18 protein-coding genes are annotated in these 18396 nt (G+C 49.1%); 8 read left to right on the forward strand and 10 right to left on the reverse strand.

The genetic code is table 11. The annotated features are described in order from the left end of the window. Nucleotides 1-82: 82 nt before the first annotated feature. From AC0L4K_RS07955 to AC0L4K_RS07990, 8 genes are all read left to right on the forward strand, one after another. A complete protein-coding gene (locus AC0L4K_RS07955) occupies nucleotides 83-715 on the forward strand; it encodes a MarC family protein (RefSeq protein WP_473268873.1) in 633 nt (210 codons plus the stop codon). Nucleotides 716-995: 280 nt separating this feature from the next. Then, nucleotides 996-2543 carry an SLC13 family permease gene (locus AC0L4K_RS07960; RefSeq protein ID WP_417224233.1) on the forward strand — a complete coding sequence of 516 codons (1548 nt, stop codon included), beginning with the start codon at nucleotides 996-998 and terminating at the stop codon, nucleotides 2541-2543. A gap of 448 nt (nucleotides 2544-2991) precedes the next feature. Further along, nucleotides 2992-3441, forward strand: a complete 450-nt coding sequence (locus AC0L4K_RS07965; protein WP_417224235.1) for a DUF302 domain-containing protein — start codon at nucleotides 2992-2994, stop codon at nucleotides 3439-3441. 68 nt (nucleotides 3442-3509) lie between these two features. Further along, nucleotides 3510-4109 (forward strand): M15 family metallopeptidase, encoded by a 600-nt coding sequence (locus AC0L4K_RS07970; protein WP_417224237.1) that lies wholly within the window; start codon nucleotides 3510-3512, stop codon nucleotides 4107-4109. A 128-nt stretch (nucleotides 4110-4237) separates the two neighbouring features. After that, nucleotides 4238-4750 (forward strand): hypothetical protein, encoded by a 513-nt coding sequence (locus AC0L4K_RS07975; protein ID WP_473268874.1) that lies wholly within the window; start codon nucleotides 4238-4240, stop codon nucleotides 4748-4750. Between the two features lie 170 nt (nucleotides 4751-4920). Continuing rightward, nucleotides 4921-5253 carry a YnfA family protein gene (locus AC0L4K_RS07980; protein WP_417224502.1) on the forward strand — a complete coding sequence of 111 codons (333 nt, stop codon included), beginning with the start codon at nucleotides 4921-4923 and terminating at the stop codon, nucleotides 5251-5253. Nucleotides 5254-5342: 89 nt separating this feature from the next. Continuing rightward, nucleotides 5343-5651: a DUF1272 domain-containing protein gene (locus tag AC0L4K_RS07985; RefSeq protein WP_473268875.1), complete on the forward strand. Its 309-nt coding sequence runs from the start codon at nucleotides 5343-5345 to the stop codon at nucleotides 5649-5651. Between the two features lie 53 nt (nucleotides 5652-5704). After that, nucleotides 5705-6274 carry a DinB family protein gene (locus AC0L4K_RS07990; protein ID WP_473268876.1) on the forward strand — a complete coding sequence of 190 codons (570 nt, stop codon included), beginning with the start codon at nucleotides 5705-5707 and terminating at the stop codon, nucleotides 6272-6274. A gap of 43 nt (nucleotides 6275-6317) precedes the next feature. On the opposite strand, the gene AC0L4K_RS07995 is transcribed toward AC0L4K_RS07990, so the two are convergent. From AC0L4K_RS07995 to AC0L4K_RS08040, 10 genes are all read right to left on the reverse strand, one after another. Continuing rightward, a complete protein-coding gene (locus AC0L4K_RS07995) occupies nucleotides 6318-7505 on the reverse strand; it encodes a multidrug effflux MFS transporter (protein WP_473268877.1) in 1188 nt (395 codons plus the stop codon). Nucleotides 7506-7630: 125 nt separating this feature from the next. After that, a complete protein-coding gene (locus tag AC0L4K_RS08000) occupies nucleotides 7631-8971 on the reverse strand; it encodes an aminotransferase class III-fold pyridoxal phosphate-dependent enzyme (protein ID WP_473268878.1) in 1341 nt (446 codons plus the stop codon). Nucleotides 8972-9164: 193 nt separating this feature from the next. Then, nucleotides 9165-9875: a helix-turn-helix transcriptional regulator gene (locus AC0L4K_RS08005; protein ID WP_473268879.1), complete on the reverse strand. Its 711-nt coding sequence runs from the start codon at nucleotides 9873-9875 to the stop codon at nucleotides 9165-9167. A 167-nt stretch (nucleotides 9876-10042) separates the two neighbouring features. Further along, a complete protein-coding gene (locus AC0L4K_RS08010) occupies nucleotides 10043-11524 on the reverse strand; it encodes a tripartite tricarboxylate transporter permease (protein ID WP_417224250.1) in 1482 nt (493 codons plus the stop codon). A gap of 14 nt (nucleotides 11525-11538) precedes the next feature. After that, nucleotides 11539-12102, reverse strand: coding sequence for a hypothetical protein (locus tag AC0L4K_RS08015; RefSeq protein WP_417224252.1), 564 nt, complete (start codon nucleotides 12100-12102; stop codon nucleotides 11539-11541). 78 nt (nucleotides 12103-12180) lie between these two features. Beyond that, nucleotides 12181-13128 (reverse strand): tripartite tricarboxylate transporter substrate binding protein, encoded by a 948-nt coding sequence (locus tag AC0L4K_RS08020; RefSeq protein ID WP_417224254.1) that lies wholly within the window; start codon nucleotides 13126-13128, stop codon nucleotides 12181-12183. A gap of 34 nt (nucleotides 13129-13162) precedes the next feature. Beyond that, nucleotides 13163-13636: a universal stress protein gene (locus AC0L4K_RS08025; protein WP_417224255.1), complete on the reverse strand. Its 474-nt coding sequence runs from the start codon at nucleotides 13634-13636 to the stop codon at nucleotides 13163-13165. A gap of 477 nt (nucleotides 13637-14113) precedes the next feature. Next, nucleotides 14114-15394, reverse strand: a complete 1281-nt coding sequence (gene tyrS / locus AC0L4K_RS08030) for a tyrosine--tRNA ligase (protein WP_417224257.1) — start codon at nucleotides 15392-15394, stop codon at nucleotides 14114-14116. A gap of 61 nt (nucleotides 15395-15455) precedes the next feature. Further along, entirely contained in the window at nucleotides 15456-16868 is a 1413-nt protein-coding gene (locus AC0L4K_RS08035) for an aldehyde dehydrogenase family protein (protein WP_473268880.1), read from the reverse strand. Nucleotides 16869-16936: 68 nt separating this feature from the next. Beyond that, nucleotides 16937-18214, reverse strand: a complete 1278-nt coding sequence (locus tag AC0L4K_RS08040) for an alginate export family protein (protein WP_473268881.1) — start codon at nucleotides 18212-18214, stop codon at nucleotides 16937-16939. Nucleotides 18215-18396 lie beyond the last annotated feature (182 nt).

The following is an 18396-nucleotide window of genomic DNA, read 5'->3' on the forward strand; positions in this document are numbered from 1 at the left end:
ACGCTTTAGCCTCACGTTTAAACGCATTAATCGATAAGATACAGCTGAATTTATATGCCTGTGTAGGGAGGCGTTAAGCTATATGGATAATATTGCAGTACATTTCTTTACCGTGTTTATGGCGTTTTTCGCGATCATGAATCCGATTGCCAATTCAACTCTGTTTATTGGTTTGACCGAAGATGTTGATCAGCGCATGCGGCGGATGATTGCGCTGCGCTCGGTGGTGGTCGCTTTTATTATTGTCTCGGTGTTTGCCATTGGCGGGCGTGAAATCTTTTTGATGTTTGGTATTACGCTGCCAGCCTTTCGGATTGCCGGCGGCATGATGATCGGGTTGATTGGCTATCATATGTTGCAAGGGGAGCGCTCGAGTATCCATACGCCGACCCATCGAGATAATGAAAAGAGTGTCGATTCGGTGGTCGATATTGCCATTACCCCTTTGGGTATTCCGGTACTAGCAGGGCCGGGGACTATCGCCACCGCGATGAATTTTGCTGCGCAATCCACCGTGCTCGAAATCTCGACGGTGCTGGCGGCGTTTGCAATGATGTGTGTGCTGACCTACAGCGCCGTTGTTGGGGGTGAATGGCTGGCGCGTTATCTAGGCCAGAATGCGATTAAAGTGGTGTCTCGCTTGATGGGGTTGATGTTAGCGGTGATCGGTGTACAGATGCTTATTGAGGGGGTGCGTGGTGCTATCGCCGGCTGATAGGCCGTTGTCAATGAAGACCTTGCTGTTCATGGTTATCGTGCGAGATCAATAAATTGTTATTTAGATAATAATTGTGGCTATTTAGCCGATTTTTTCCGCTGTTAGCGGTCTTATTGCTGACTTAATCTGTTGTATTATTACGCTAAGCTGGTGGATAGCTTTATTGCGGCCAAACGGCGTGTATAATCGCCGCCTTGGGTTATCCCTTGCACTTGAATGAACGCTTAGAATTTAGTTAAAACCGTTTGAAAATCAATACATTCAGAGAGAAGTACCGATGTCTAATAAAGAAAAGAACGTTCATGCCCATGACGGAGATTTTCTGGCCCCAGGGGATCGTCGTGATCCTGACTACAAAGACCAAGACGAGGTGTCGGTTCTACCGGTAACGGGGCTGCGGCTTTTCGGCTTGATCGGTGGTCCCTTGGTGGCGGCGATCATCCTGATGTGTTCCGCCCCAGAGGGTATGCCGATTGAGGCCTGGCATTTAGTGGCTATGGCATCATGGATGGTGATCTGGTGGTTAACGGAGGCGGTGCCTATTCCTGCGACCGCACTCTTACCGTTAGTGCTGATGCCCTTGTTTAGCATTGATAAAATTAAACCGGTGGCGGCTAATTATGGTCACCCGTTGATTTTTTTGTTTCTCGGTGGCTTTTTACTGGCGGCCGCGATGCAGCATGTAGGGCTACACCGCCGTATTGCGTTGAAAATTGTCAGCATGATCGGGACCTCGCCGTCACGTATTATTCTCGGGTTTATGTTGGCGACGGCGTTCCTCTCTATGTGGATCTCTAATACGGCGACCACCATTATGATGTTTGCGGTGGGCCTGTCGGTGATCGACTTTGTTGCACAGCAAACCGATGATAAAAAAGTAGTACGTAATTTCGGTGTGGCACTGATGCTCGCAATCGCCTATAGCGCCTCAATCGGTGGTGTGGGGACATTGATTGGTACACCGCCGAATGCGTTGTTGGCGAGCTTCCTACAAAATACTTATAACATCGAAATCAGCTTTTTTGATTGGATGTTGTTAGGTGTGCCGGTGGTCGTGATTATGCTGCCGATTGCCTGGTTGTTACTGACACGGGTGTTGTTCCCATCACATCAAATTGCGATTGACGATCCGAGTGCTGTGGTTCACCGTGAACTCTCTGCGCTGGGTATTATGTCCCGTGGTGAGAAGTTGGTGGCGGTGGTCTTTTTAGCGGCCGCGTTAGGTTGGATTTTCCGCAAGTTTATTGTTGAGCTGACTGGCTTACCACTGAATGACACGATTATTGCGTTGTTGGCTGCGCTGGTTTTATTTGCCGTGCCTATTTCTCGTAAGAGAGGCGAGTTCGCCTTGGATTGGGAAGCGGCGCGTCACGTACCTTGGGGGGTGCTACTGTTGTTCGGCGGCGGTTTGGCCTTGGCGAGTGGTTTTAAAGGCACTGGTCTAGCTGAGTGGATTGGTAATACGGTTGCCGGCATCGAAGTGAGCACTATGGTGCTGGTACTGCTAGTGACGGTGGCGATTGTTTACCTCACTGAAATTACCTCGAATACCGCCTCGACAGCGACCTTTTTGCCTATTCTTGCGGCGGTCGCTGTGGGCTTAGGTTTGGATCCACTGATACTCTGCGTACCGGTGGCGCTAGGCGCTTCAATGGCCTTTATGATGCCGGTAGCGACACCGCCGAATGCCATTGTATTCTCCTATGAGTTGATGGAGCTTCGCGATATGGTGCGGGCGGGCTTCTTACTCAACATTGTCGCGATCATTGTGGCCTTTGGGCTCTTCATGCTGCTGGCTGATTTTGTCTTTGGTGTCAGTCTTTAATCGTTAAATGCTGGGCCTGTGATATGACTATATGACAGGCTCAGTAACCTTCTTGAATGATATCTTTTATACCAATTCTCCATAACATTCTTCCACCAGCTCCGTTCAACAGATCCATTGATTAAGTTCGTTTATCAAGTCTCAGATCACTGTCTGGCTACGCTCTGTCTTTAAGGGTTCTCGCTAAGCGCTCTTATCTTCTTTTGTGTTTTTATACCTTCATCTTTAGTGCGTCACACCGGTGCTGATCTTCCAGTAAGATTGCTATTTGGCACTGTCTTTTATGGATTTAAGTTATTTTTTGAACAAATGTTTGAATTGCATCTAAACTCATAGGAACGAATAAAACATTGGTGCTGATTTAGGCTGACAAATTAGGCTGGTTTTTAGTCCTTAATGCTGTGTACACTGACGCCATACGTTCAATATGAATACCAAGGAGTTTCTTATGTTTAAGCGTTATGTCATTGCACTTACGGCTATTCTCTGGGGTTGCCCAGGTTTTGCAGCAGAGGGAATGGTTAACATTGCCAGCGAATACAGTGTAGAGGAAACCGCCGACCGGTTAGATTCTATTCTGGCTAAAAAAGGCATGACTGTCTTTAATCGGGTAAAACATTCTGATGCCGCAGCTCAGGTCAATATTGAGCTGCGGGATACTCAGGTGATTATTTTCGGTAATCCTAAGGTTGGCAGCCCTTTGATGGCGTGCCAGCAAACGGTTGCTATTGATCTGCCACAGAAGTATCTGGTGTGGCAGGATGTTAGCGATAAGGTTTGGATCTCTTATAACGATCCAGCCTATCTGGTGAAGCGGCATGAGATTGAGGGCTGTGATGAGGTGATCAATAAAGTCACCAATGCCTTATCTGGGATAGCTAGCGCTGCCGCTAAGTAGTTCTGTTTAACGCTGTAAACTCAGGACTGCGATGATTCTATCAATTGAAATACCGAGGTGTATTTACAATGAAAAGGTCAGAGATTGTTCGTCTACAGGAACGTGTTGGGACATTAGGTGATGGTTTTTGGGGGCCGATGAGTATTGCCGCTTGTCAGCAACACCTCAAAAACCTGATGCCATCTCCGCATCCATTTCCGGTTGAAGGATCCCCTGAGTTTATCGATTTTTTTGGTCCCCATGGCGATAAACACTACAGTCCGCCACGCAAGAAAATCATCCTGCCTTTTAGCATTTATTATGGTGATAAACCGGTTAAATCCCTCTGGGCACACGAAAAGTGCGCCGATAGTTTATTGCGTGTTTTTCAGCGTTTAGCCGAGATATACCCTGATGAAGAATCGCGTCAACAAGCAGGCATACTGGTTTATAACGGCTTATATAACCCTCGTTTAAAACGTAATAGTTGGAATTCATGGTCGATGCATGCATGGATGAATGCGATCGATATCAATGCCGGCAGAAATGGCAATAAAACCGCTTGGCCAGTGAATGCCTCAATGCCGATTGAAGTGATGGAGTGTTTTGCCCAAGAGGGCTGGTTATCTGCGGGCGCTTTCTGGGGCCGTGATGCGATGCATTTTCAAGCCACCGCGCCGCCGGCCTAATGAAGTGCTGGTCAGACAGCTAGGTGAGCTGCTGTGCAGAATAGGCTGATCAGTCCTTAGGTAAATCGTTTACTTAGAGAGGTGATGGGGGCCCGTAAACCTAGAAATTATTTTAGCGGAGCTGAACCGTGGCAATGATAAACTGTGAAGACTGTGATCAGCCAATCTCGAACAAAGCCGACAGCTGTCTCCACTGCGGCTGCCCTGTAGCGCTTAATCACAGCGCCACAAAACAGAAAATTAATAGTGCCTGGGGCGCAGTTAGTCGCTCTAAAACCCCCATCAATCTATTCGCGATTGCCATGATGTGCTGTTCTTCGGTGTTAGGCCTCAGTGCTACCCAGATTAACAGCCCGACGGCATTAATTGCGTTTACCTATACCTTGCATGTGTTTATGGCCGTTACGGGGATGTTTTTTGTCACTATCCTGTTTTGTCGTAAAGGCGTGTATCATCCCGATGATTTAGCAAAAGCGAAGCGGGATGGCATCACCAATGAACTAGGGGCTGATCGACCGCTTCTGGCTGCAGTCTTGATTGTTATGATGCTGATTGCGTATGCGGTCTATCAAGCAAGCGCCGCTGAGAGGCAACCGTTGCTGTCGACACAGTCCCAGTCGACCGTTACTGCTACAGATTAGTGTATCCTGTTGTTCTGACTATTTTGTTATCGAAGTCTCTGCCAAAATAGTCTGAGTGATAGTCGCGTGAGTGTCGTTGTTCCCAGTGTGTTGATTTGTTCAGATTAAGCTGCGCGCTGTGGCTAGCTGCTAGTCATGATTCCTACCGTTAGATGAGATTGATGAATCCCATGTTTGAGTTAAAAACCCTCGCGCTTTATATCATCACTGCGGTTGCTGAAATTGCCGGTTGTTATCTGCCATATCTCTGGTTGAAGCAGGATAAAACGATCTGGTTATTGCTGCCCGCGGCACTTAGCTTAATGCTGTTTGCTTGGTTGCTATCGTTGCATCCAACGGCGGCAGGTCGCGTCTATGCGGCTTATGGCGGTGTCTATATTGTTGTCGCTTTAGTATGGCTTTGGTTGGTCGACGGTATCAAGCCCACCGCTTGGGATATGGTTGGTGCGAGTGTGGCATTAGTCGGTATGGCGATTATTATGTTTGCCCCTAAATCGATCTGAACGGTGGTGGCGATGTCTTGATGGCTAGTCAACAGTGGTGGATTCACGTATTTTTACCTTCTACTTCTCTTTAAATGAGGGTTTCAGCGATGCTAGAGCTTCGTCCAAACTGTGAGTGTTGTGATAAAAATCTGCCGCCAGATTCAACTGAGGCCTATATTTGCAGCTATGAGTGCACCTTTTGCCGAGGTTGTGTGGAACAACAGCTAAGCAATGTTTGCCCTAACTGTGGTGGAGGTTTTAGCCCAAGACCGATTCGGCCGGTTAAAGAGTATCGCGAGGGGGTCGGCTTACAGCATCATCCGGCATCGTCTGTGCGGGTGCATACAGCCTATAGTGCCGCAGAGCTTCGCGAGTTTAGTGCATTGATCAAAGCAACCGACCCCAGTAAGCGATAATCCATTGTTGACGTCACATGGACGTTAAAACCGATAAAGGAGCCTCGTTGGTTATGGACATTAAAGCCCATTTTATCCGCATGGCGGATTACAATCAGCGGATGAATGGCCAGATCTATAAGGCTTGTGCCAAGCTTACGGCGGATCAACTAAGGCGTGATTGTGGGGCGTTTTTTAGATCTCCATTGGGGATACTGAACCATATTTTAGTCGGAGATCTGCTGTGGTTATCGCGCTTCTCGTTACATGCGCAAGGTTATACTTCGCTCATCGCCCTGAAGGCGCTGCCAAGCCCTGTCGCTCTAGATGAATTGCTCTACGAGGATTTTCCTGCCCTTATCGCTGCCCGTGAGCGCGTTGATACTGCCATTAAGCAGTGGTTGGTATCCGAGGTTGGCGATGATGATTTTAACCGCACGTTGCGTTATCGCAATTCGAGAGGGCAGGTGAGTGAACGTGAGTTTGCTGGATTAGTCAGCCATTTGTTTAATCATCAAACCCATCACCGTGGTCAGCTATCGACGGTGCTTTTTCAATATCATATCGATGTGGGCGTGACGGATTTATTGATTGATATTCCTGATCTACAAGAGGCTGCTCATCAACAGAACTCGCCAGATTAATCGCTGTTGAAATGCCGCCAAGCGCAGCGTAGCAGGGAAGGGCTCATTCGCCCTGACTACCCTTGATTGCAAACAGTGAGGCGAGTAGCGCCAAGGATACCAATACCAGTGGTAGCATATTGATGCTGAACTCCATCAGCAGCGGTGTGATTTGTGCGACTAACGAGCCAATGGTTAATTGGAAAAAGCCCAGCATTCCAGTGGCCGTTGCCACCGCGCCGGTGGTCGATGAGATAGCCGCCGCTTGTGCGCTTGGCTGACTTAAGCCACGACCATAGGTATACAAGGCCATCGGTATAAAGAGCGCCAAAAAACTGAAGGGAGTGAGTAAAAACAGCCCGAGCATGAACAGTGCACCGATGCCTGAGAGGCTATTGCCCGCCAACATCATTCGTCGAGTGCCAACTTTTGCGGATATCTTCCCGGCGGTCAGACTACCAAACCAAAAACCGCCAGCCACCAGTAGAAACCAATTGCCATAATCCGCTGAGTTACCCTGTAAAAACTCTGCGACTAAGAAGGGCGCACTGGTCATAAAAACAAAAAAGCCGGAGGCGATCATGGTGGCCGATAGTGCACAAAAAACATAATTTCGGGATGACAGCACAGTGCTGTAGCGGGTAAAACTTTGTAGCAGCGAGCCAGTGTTTGATTTTGGTGTTGACGTTTCCGGCAAGGTGAAGAGGGCGCCGAGCCAAACGATGGTGCCGAGTGCCATCGATACCCAAAAGACCGATTGCCAGCCCACCGCTAAGTTAAGATAGCCGCCCATGGTGGGCGCCAGTGCTTGAGCCGAAGCGATTCCCATGGTGATATAACCGAGCATTCCGGCGGCTTTATCTTTACCATGCTGGTCAAGAATAATACTACGGGCCAGCAACATCCCCGTACAGCCGCCGGCAGCCTGAAGGATACGCGCCAATAGTAGTTGCCATACCTCAAAGGCAAATGCACCGAGTAACGCACCCAAAATATGCAGCAAAAATCCCCAGAAAAACACCGGCCTACGGCCATAGCGATCGGCTAATGGGCCGCTAATCAGTTGACCAATGGCGAGCGTCAGTAGATAAAAGGTAAAACCTAACTGGATTGTAAATGGGCTGGTATCGAACTGCTCTGCCAACACGGGCATCACGGGAGCATAGAGGTTGAGCGCCACGGGACTGGCAATCGCCATTCCGGCTAACAATACAATGGGGGTTTTGACTTGCGCGGTGGAAGAGGTTGGCATAGTGGGGTTATCGTTCTGTCAGGCTTACTTGAAAATACTTAACAAGTTAACAGAATACACCCGTAGAACTGAGATCACCAGTAAAACTGGCAATCTCAGCGGTTGCTATCGATATGTTTAAACGCTTATCGATCGATCTCACTAAAGCCTTTTTGTAGGGCGTAAACGATCTTATCGACCTCTTCTGTGCCGATAGTTAACGGCGGCGAGAGGATGATTTTAGTGCCAACCGGGCGCACAATAACACCTTCACGCAGGGCTACAGCCGCGATCTGATTGGCAAAGCCAGACATCGGATCGATAGGCTCGCGGGTGGTCTTATCGGTAACGAGGTCGATCGCCAACATTAAGCCCATGCCGCGTAATTGACCGACGGATGGGAAGTCACTCAGGGCATTGGTCAACTTGGTTAACATGTCCTGTCCCTGAACGGCAGCATTGGCCGGAAGGTCTTCATCTTGGACAATCTTCAGGTTAGCAATTGCAGCGGCACAAGCGACTGGATGGCCAGAATAGGTGTAACCATGCATCAGAGCACCGGTGAAGCTTTGGCAGTTTTCGATCCCTTGTGCCACGCGTTCATTGACGACGGTTGCGCCTAATGGAATGTAACCGGAGTTGATGCCTTTCGCGAAGCACTGAATATCCGCAGCAACGCCCCAACCTCGGACACCAAACATGCTACCACTACGGCCAAATCCTGTGACGACTTCATCGGCGATCAGCAATACGCCGTATTTATCACAGACCGCACGAATCAGTGGCCAGTAGTTAGCCGGAGGAACGATAACGCCGCCAGCCCCTTGAATCGGTTCAGCAATGAACGCCGCTACGGTGTCAGGACCTTGGAAAAGAATTTCCGCTTCCAGTTGTTTCGCACAGAGATGACCCAGCTCTTCAGGGTTCTCGCAATTCCAAGGGTTGCGGTATAACCAAGGCGTATCGATATGCACGCAGCCTGGCAACATTGGTTCATAGTTAGTACGGAAGACGGTGTTACCGTTGACCGAAGCACCACCGAAATGAACGCCATGGTAGCCTTGCTTAAGGGAGATATATTTGTAGCGCTGAGATTGACCGATCGCTTTCCAGTATTGGCGAGCAACTTTCAGTGCGGTTTCAACGGCATCGGAGCCGCCTGAACTAAACATCACTTTGGCCATGCCTTCAGGCTTAGTCATCTCGATGATCATATCGGATAGCTCAAGCACCCGGGGATGGCTGATGCCATCAAAGATCTGGAAATACTCTAGTTCATCCAGCTGAGCCTTGATGGCATCTTTAATTTCGCTGCGGTTATGACCGGCGTTAACGTTCCATAAGCCACCGACACCGTCGACTAGCCAGTTACCTTCACGATTCTGAACATAGTTACCGTCACCCTTAACAATTTGAATATGGTTGCGGGCATTGGGATCACCAGGGTGAACCATTGGGTTCCACAGGGTTTGCTTGTTTTCACTCATTTGATAACTCCGGATGCTTCTTGTTGTCAGAGCCGCAGCCATACAGCGATATGCACATGTTGACGTATTAACACAGGCTACGGGGTTAGATTTATTATGAATTGATCAAGCGAGGAAGGTATCAACCAGAAGGTTGATATAGGAGGATCTCTGTTCACCTCATCCCTGAGGTCGGTGTCTATGGGGGCAGAAATTAATGAAGGTTATAGAGCAATGATGCTATTTCAGTCTTACTGTTTACGCCGGTTTTGGTGAAGATATGTTGTAGGTGAGTTTTAACGGTTGCAAGACTGCAATCAAGGCTTGAAGCGATGCTTTTATTCGACAATCCTTGACTGACCAGTTCGACCACCATGCGTTCTTTTGGCGTTAGCTGGTATTGATCGCAAAACACCTGAAACTGACTATGCTTTGGTGCGGCTAGGCTTTGCTCCAGTGAGAACTGCATAAACTGGTGTAGTTGGTTCGCTTTACGAATATCTTCTATACGCATTTCGGGTTGCTGCTTGGAGGTAAACAGAGCGAAGCCAGCGATCAGTTGATTATCCACGCGCAGAAACAGTTCGACAATATCTTGCACGCCCCAAGGCGAGACGAAATCGCGGTAATAGGGGTGGTCATAGCGTTCCTGAGTGTTGACCAAGTCATTCATTTTAACGACCGAGACATCGGCCTGTTCGACAAATTGAGTCGGGTGCAGCGGATCGAGCTTATAAAAGGTATCCATGTATTGTCGATGCATGGCGGGTTGAAGCTGCCATGTTTTATAACAGATAGGCTTACGTTGGCTGTCCACTAAATAGGTGGCAGCCTTGGAAACATTGAGCACACCGGTCAGAAGTTTCAGACATTCGTCTTGAAAATTGTATAGACCAGCGGGGTAAATATTATCGTTTTTTTGCATTACCAGCTCCTGATTCTCAACCAAGAGAAACAGAGTACGATAATTAACCAGTAAAAACAACTTAATATGTTAAGTTAAACAGGTGTTTGTTTGGGCATACAAAAACGCCTGATCCTTGTTGTTATCGAACAGCGATCAGGCGTCAGTGGGTTATCGCATAGGGGAGGTTATCCCGAGCGTTTGGCTTTATAGTTACTCCATAGATAGACCGTAATCGACAACACAATCAGAGACAGCAGTGTCAGACTGATCGGACGGCTAATAAAGATACTTAGATCGCCGTCCGCAACGCCCATCGCTTGGCGAAAACGGGTGAGAAAAACTGGCCCTAGTACCAGTCCGAGAATGATCGGAACCGCTGGGATATCATTTTTACGTAACACATATCCAAATATTGCAAAGCCTAAGGCGATCATAGCATCGGAGAACTGATAGTTTTGGCTGTAACTACCAACAAACCCCAGCACAAGTATAAAGGCGCCGATAAAGCGTCCCCGAATGCGGGTTAGGTTGACGATCCATTTGGTCGCAAAAGTGAGGTAGACAAACACGACGATGTTCATCAAAAACAGCGAGATATAAAGCCCAGAAATAAACTCGGGGCGTTCGGCAAAGAGAGTAGGGCCGGGCACATAGTTATGTACCATAAACACTGCCAATAACATCGCCATTAGCGCATCAGCGGGAATGCCGAATGCCAGTAAGGGGATCATCACCGAGGCGGTGACCGCATTATTGGAGGTTTCTGAGGCGATAATACCTTCGGGAGCGCCGTGGCCAAATTTTTCTGGTGTCTTGGAGAATTTTTGCGCCAGAGTATAGGAAAAGAACTGCGAACCAAATTCACCAACCCCCGGCAATAGCCCCATGACAACCCCTAAGGCCGCAGAGCGGATGACGGTGATCTTGTGCTTTAATAATACGCCAAAGCCGCCAAATAACCCTTCACCTTCGAGTTTGGTGACACTGGAATCATTTTCACGGACAGAGAGTAGTACAAAGGCTTGCGACATGGCAAATAGACCGATCACGGCTGGCACCAATGGGATGCCGTTGAGTAGCCATTCTTGATGAAAGGTATAAACCTGCGTACTGAATGACCGATCGAGACCGATGGTGCCAAGGAACATACCGAGCCCCAACATCATTGCCGCTTCGACAACATGTTTACGGTGGGCTAGCACAACAAAAATCATCCCCAGAGCCGCCAGCATTGCAAATTCAGCCGAGCCAAACAGCCGAGCAATTTGAGATAGCATCGGTGCCAGCAGTACGAGCGATAGCACGCTGATAATGCCGCCAACAAAGGATGAGGTGTAAGCAATAGAAAGGGCCTTTTTACCTTCACCACGCAGGGTCATCGGATAACCATCATAGGTGGTTAACACGGCGACCGGGGTGCCCGGGGTATTCATTAGAATGGCGGGTATCGCACCCCCATACCAGGCACCACCGTAGACGCCTAACAATAGGGATACACCGGCAAGAGGTTCCATTGAAAAACTCAGGGGTAAGAGAATGGCAATGACACCTGCCGGTTCAAGGCCTGGTATTGAGCCAATGGTAACGCCGATGAGTGCGCCGATAATAATCGCCAGTAACACATTGAGTGTACCGACTTCGTTTAAACCTAAGAGTAGGGTTTCCATATCAAAGTTACGTCTTATAGATATTGGTTAGCAATGTCAGACCAGCTATCCGGTAGCAGGCTGTACAGCCATACATCCGGCAACCACAGGCTGACACCGACACGGAAAATCAAGATCATCGCTGCGAGAGTTCCCAGCGTCGCCAGAAACCAAGTGCGATCCAGCAAGCGAGATAACCACAACAGGGTTGTGGTAAACAGCAGGGTTGAGAGGGTAAAACCCAATACCGACAGCGAATTGATATAGACAAAGAAAAGGACTGCCGAAATCAGTGCGGTACGGTAGCTACTGAGGGTTTCGAACAGTGATTCGATAACGTTCCAGCGCTTAAGAAAGCCATCTTTGATGGATTGAATAACCCGCACACTGGTAAAAATGACTAATAGCGATAACCCCACGGATGAGCCAAACATTGGCTGTAAAAACCAACCTCGCTGGGTGTGAATCAAGGGCGTTTGAAAGGGTAATAAACACAGTAATATCAGTGCCAGTGCGAGGATACACCAGTAGATGCCATAACGTTTTTCCTGAGGCAGCTCGTCGGTATCATTGTCGGTGTTATTTACCAGACTACTCATGAGTTAGACCCTTATTATTTTGAATTAGCAGGGAGAGACTGCAGCGCACCAGGATGGCGGCTGCAGTCATGGCTGGCATTACTCTTTCATGTACTCCAGTAACGCTTTAGAGGCTTCATAGTCATTGGCGACCACGTCTTCAGCGAATTTACCGCCGATCCAATAAATACCAGCACCGGTGGTGGCACTCAGCTCTTTAACCCGATCAGTAGATAGCGCTTTTTCAGCGATCTCAGCGATACGGTTTTTGATGTGCTCCGGTGTGCCTTTTTTAACAAACAGGCCGTTCCAAGTGGTTTGGCTGATACCGGTTTGTTCATTTAGTGTGGCAACATCAGGCGCAATACTGAGGCGGTCGCGGGTCAGTGATGCGAGCAGTTTAACATCACCGGATTTCAAGCAAGCAAGGATCTGCTGGGTGGTGGTGTTGATGACGTCAGCATCGCCGTTAGCTAACGTGGAGCAGTCGTTAGAATCGAATGCGGCATTGGATGAGAATTTAATTCCCTCTTGCTCGGCAACCGTAAAGGTGATCGCGGTTGGCAGTGCTTGATAACCAAAGTGACCGAGTGACACTTTATGTTGCTGCGAGTATTCGGCGAGTTCCTCTATATTGTTATAGGCGGAATCTGCTTTGGTGGCCAAGACAAAGGGGTAATCTAGAAAGATACCAACCGGCTCAAAGGTGTCTTGTTGGTAAGGCGCATTACCGGATAGCAGATGGGTGGTAAGAATATCGGCCACAAAAGAGCCGATGGTCAGACCATCAGGTCGAGCACGGGATACATCCGATGCACCCACAATACCTGCGCCGCCAGGTTTGTTGACAACGGTGGCGGGTTTACCGGTTTCTTTAGCCATCTCTTCCGCGATGATGCGGGTAAGAATGTCTTCTAGATCACCTGGAGGCCATGGCACAACGAATTTGACGGGGCGATTTGGGTAGTCGGCCGCGGCAGCGACCGAACTGACAAAGGGTGTGGCTGCAAGCGCGGCGAAAGCACAGGCTTTTATTATTGTCTTCATGGGCGTTCCTCTAAGTTTTCTTGGTTGTTATAAATTATTTTTTTAATGGCACAATCAGTACCGGGATCTCGCTATGGTGAATCACCTTTTGGGCCGTTGAGCCCAGAAAGACGCGAGACATGGACGAGGTTTCTCTATCTCCCATAATGATCATGCTTGCATTCAGCCGCTTAGCAGCTTTCAGGATAACCTGATCTGGCTTGCCAGGCGAAACTTGAATTGTTGGTTCATAAGGCAGTTCGAAATCATCATCGAGCTCACTGCTAAGAAATGCTTTTATGCGCTCGCCGATACGTTTCCTGAAACTGTCGATCAATTGCTGCTTATGTTTTTGCGATGCATTGACCGGCAAGAAATCGTCGATAAAATCATCCATCGGTTCGAGTGCGTGCAGGAATACGATACGTGCGTGGTTATTAATCGCCTGTTTGACGGCCATCCGAAACGCCGGTCGGCTGCCTTCAGTGATATCACTGGCGTACAGAATGGTGTCGATGTCAGGTAGCATATTAATAGTCCGTTTGAATTCTTCTTACATCTCATTACAGAGCAAAACGCCGCCACTGAATATCAACCATATGGTTGACCGGGCTTTTCTGCGATTTTTATCAGCAGCAGAACCGCCTCATCCATTTGTGCAATTTACCTCTGTGCAACGGTGAGCGGGTTCTGTTGCGACCCAATGACGTTGCTGTCTGTGATCTATTTAAGCGGATTTGTTGGGGGTGGCACTATCGACCAAAGGGTTGAGAGGGGTAAGTTAAGGACAAAAAAAGAGCTTACCGGTGTAAGCTCTGAAAAGCCTTCAACAGAAGACGTGCGAAGCGACGCACTCACTGGATGTTGCTGCAAGTCTATCCATGGTGTCAGTGGTACGCTGCCTGTCGAGCCAGAACAACAGACTATGCTATTAAGCCTGTTCGCTACGCTATTCGGTATCGACCAAAGGGTTGAGCCAAGATCGCTGTTACCACCGGGCGAACCATTAACCTTGGTTAAGGCAGGCGAGTGTGAACTGTTTCTTGCCTCGGCGTAGTAGCACAAAGCGTTGATGCAGTGCCACGGCTGGCGTAATCGCTTGATTGGCATCTGTGGCGGTGACGCCATTCAGTTGTACCGCGCCGGCAGCGATAAATTCTCGCGCCTGGCGGCGAGAGGAAGCCAGTTCTGAGCTGACCAGTAGATCCGTCAAGGTCATGGGCAGGTTCACCTCGCAGCAGGGCAAACCATCCTGTTCGAGTTGCTGAAACTCCGCCTGGCTTAGGTCCCCGACTTGACCACTAAACAGCGCGCTGGAGATTCGTTGAGCCTGTTCAAGGGCACAATCACCATGCACGAGGCGGGTCATCTGTTCGGCTAGAATACGTTGCGCTTCCGGTTTTTGTGCCCGCTGTTGATCATCTTGCTCTATTTGCTGAATCTCTTTTAGAGATAAAAAGGTGTAATAACGCAGAAAGCGGTACACATCGGCATCGGCGGTATTGAGCCAAAACTGGTAGAAACCATAGGGTGAGGTCTTGTGCGGATCGAGCCAGATAGCGCCGGATTCTGTTTTACCAAACTTGGTACCATCGGCTTTAGTGATCAGCGGTAAGGTTATGCCGAATACCGATTGTTGATTGAGGCGACGGGTTAGATCAATACCGGCGGTGATGTTACCCCATTGATCATTACCGCCAATCTGTAGCGTGCAGTCATAACGGCGATTCAGTTCGGTAAAGTCGTAGGACTGAAGCAAGCTATAGGAAAATTCAGTAAACGATATGCCTTGATCGGGGCGCTCGATACGTTGCCGTACGGACTCCTTATTAATCATCGCATTGACGGAGAAATGCTTACCGATATCACGCAAAAAAGACATGATATCCATGCCAGCCATCCAGTCGCCATTATTGGCAATGAGGGCGGCATTATTCGTCTTATCAGTATTGATAAAGTGGGATAGCTGATGGCTAATGCTTTGAATCCAACGATCGACGGTTTCGGCTGTGTTGAGGCTGCGCTCAGTCGCTTTAAAGCTTGGATCACCAATCATGCCGGTGGCACCACCAATCAGTGCGACGGGGCGATGGCCTGCCAGTTGAAACCGCTTTAACATCAATAATGGCACGAGGTGGCCAATATGGAGGCTATCTGCGGTAGGGTCAAAGCCACAATAGAGCGTGCGGGGCTGTTGTAGGTGTTCAGCCAGTATATCGATGTCGCCACTGTGTTGGGCGATCAGTCCTCGACCCTGAAGGTCATTAAGTAGGGTGTTATCGGTCATTTGGGTGTCATTATCGGTAATTTAACAGTAAGCGGGGCGTTTACCCCGCAACGGACAGCGATTATTTGTTGATATTGATAACCTGCAGACGGGTATATTCGAGCATCCCTTGTTCGCCAAACTCGACACCGAATCCAGACATTTTACAGCCACCAAAGGGCGCGTGCGGCAGTACTTCGGCATGGCCATTGATCCACGCGGTACCACATTCAAGGCGGTTGGCTAATTGTGTCGCGGTGTCAATATCCGCCGACCAAATAGAGCCGCCAAGGCCTACATCGGCTGCGTTGGCGCGGGCCAGCGCTTCTTCAACATCCTGATAACGGATAATTGGCAGTACTGGGCCAAACTGTTCTTCATCGACTAAGCGGGTACCGTCAGTGATATCGGCGACCAGGGTTGGTGGGAAGAAGTAGCCTGGGCCCGCTAGTCGTTCGCCGCCGCACAAAATTCGAGCGCCCTGTGCTTTAGCATCATCAACCAAGGTGGTGACGATTTTTAATTGATTCGCATTCTGTACAGGGCCAAAGGTCACCTCAGCGTCCATACCATTACCGACTACCTGCGCTTGGGCCAGTTCGACCAACTTATTACACAGCGCATCATAGATATCATCATGGACATAGAGGCGCTTAAGGGCTGCGCAGGTTTGTCCCATATTCAGGAAGGCGGTTTGAAAAATACCTTCGGCCACGGCATCAACATCGACATCAGGCAAAATAATTGCCGCATCATTACCGCCAAGTTCTAATGTCAGGCGTTTAAGGTTGGTGGCGGCGCTGCTCATAATCCGCTGACCGGTAGGTGTTGAACCGGTAAAGACTATTTTGCTGATACCGGGGTGGCTGCTGATCGCGCCGCCGATTTCCGCTTGACCGGTGACCACATTGAGCACCCCAGCAGGCAGGACTTGGTTGATCAACTCTACCAGTCTGAGGGTGTTCAGTGGGGTATATTCAGAGGGCTTGCAAACAACCGTATTGCCGGTGCGCAGGGCCGGCATGATATGCCAGATGGCGATCATTAAAGGCCAGTTCCAAGGGGTGATAGAAGCGACAACACCCAATGGCTTATGATGTGCTTCAATCCGCTTATGCTCGCTGTCTTCAATAATGTCGACGGGGATTGGAAGGTCGGCATTGTAACGGGTCCAAGCGACGGCACCGGTCACTTCTGCATGGGCAAGAAACATCGGTTTGCCCTGTTCCAAGACAATGATCTCAGCTAGTTCATTGGCATTGGCGGCGATAACATCCGCGATGCTGTGCAACAGCGCCTGACGTTCGGCATCAGGGGTGTGTTGCCAAGATGTAAACGCTTCGGCAGCGGCTTCTACCGCCTGATCGAGCTGATCAACAGAGGCCAGTGGGGCAGACGCAACCACCGTTTCAGTTGCAGGGTTGAGCACATCAAACTGACCGGCGTCGCCGGCCGTTTGTTGGCCATTAATAGTGAGTGAAAAATGAGTTTGCATCAGGGTCTCCTTAAAACAGATGAGCCCTGCATGCAGGGCTCTGTATCACTGGGTATTAGCCTCGGTGATTAGAACGGTACGATAGCGATGACCTGAGCATAAAGATTATCATCATCGCTATTTTGACTCTGATTGCCATTATCCGGTGAATAGATGCCGATCAGCGGGCTGATAATCAGGTGATCGTTGACCACCCATTCAGCATAAATATCCAGTTCTTGGCCTTCAGAATTGGCGCCGAAGGTGCTTGAATCACTGAAGTCAAAGAACAGTGCGCCTACTGATAGCATTTCCGTCGGTGAAGCTTTTAGGGCTAGGTGCTGAATGGTAGCGGAAGAGCCAAAAGGTCCAGCATAGTTCGCGGCGACTTCACCTTGGAACCATGTGCCGTAGCCACGGTTAAAACCGAAGAACAGCGAGTCGAAATTATCATCATAACGGGTATAACGATAACTCAGTTGCGGTGACCAGGTGGTCTTTGCAAAGGTCCAGCCGGCTTCGGCATACCAAGCATCGGCATCAACACCGGAGCCGCTTTCTTGATTGACAAATTCAGCTGATAAAAAGAGGTTCTCAACGCCAGCATTACCTTGGTAACGAATGCTGTTGGTGGTTTGGCCATCACGGTCAGAGGCAACTTGATCGGCATCTAAGCCTTTCAGGTGCATGACGCCGAAAGTACCTATGTCGTTGTTATACTCAACGTTGATACCGGCCATCTCGACATTATCTTGCATGGCATTGTCGGATTTAAACCAAAACATATCCGAGCGGAAACCCTGTTCGCCGCCAATTTTAAGCCAAAAGGTTTGGTCGAATGCTTTACGGGCTGCGAGCCAGTAAGCCCCACCTCGGTTATCAGCAAAAGGGGGCAGGGTTTCACCGCTACCAACGTTTAAGGCGTCGCCGTTGATGAGGAAACCATCACCGATGGTGATGTTCTGGCGGCCTAACGAAACATCAATAATGCCGCTGCGAATACCGATAAAAGCATCTTCGAGTGCCGTGCGCCGTTCACTGCCATCAGTATTGCCTGCGGCATCGCCATCACCCCAGGTACCGGATGAAACAACATTAAGGCCACCGTAAACGGTGCTGTCATCATTGAGTGCATGACTACCACTGAATCCGGCTTTTAAATAGCCCTCCTGCCAAGAAGAACCATTACCCGATTTACCGAAATAGTTTTCGTTACTACTGAAGGTGCCAATAACCGCTTCAATGTCTAGGTTAAGCTTCGAACCGTCAGCGTCATAAAGGTTGTAGGCAGAGGCGCTACCTGATGCGAGGGCAATGGCGGCACCCAAGGCAATGGTAGAGAGTTTGTGTGTAAAGTGTTGAGTCATCGATATGATCCTCCAGGGGATTCTTTGTTTTTGTATCACAGCACCACCGACTGAAGGGGGAAGGCCGGCAGATATGCTGTGACTGTATTCGACGCGTATTTAGTCGAGAAAGTAATCAACCGTATGGTTGATTTGGCCCGTTTTTTTGTTGCCTGTGAGTGTTGCTGCGGCATACTGACAAG

It is taken from the genome of Amphritea sp. GJ51-11, assembly GCF_055808735.1.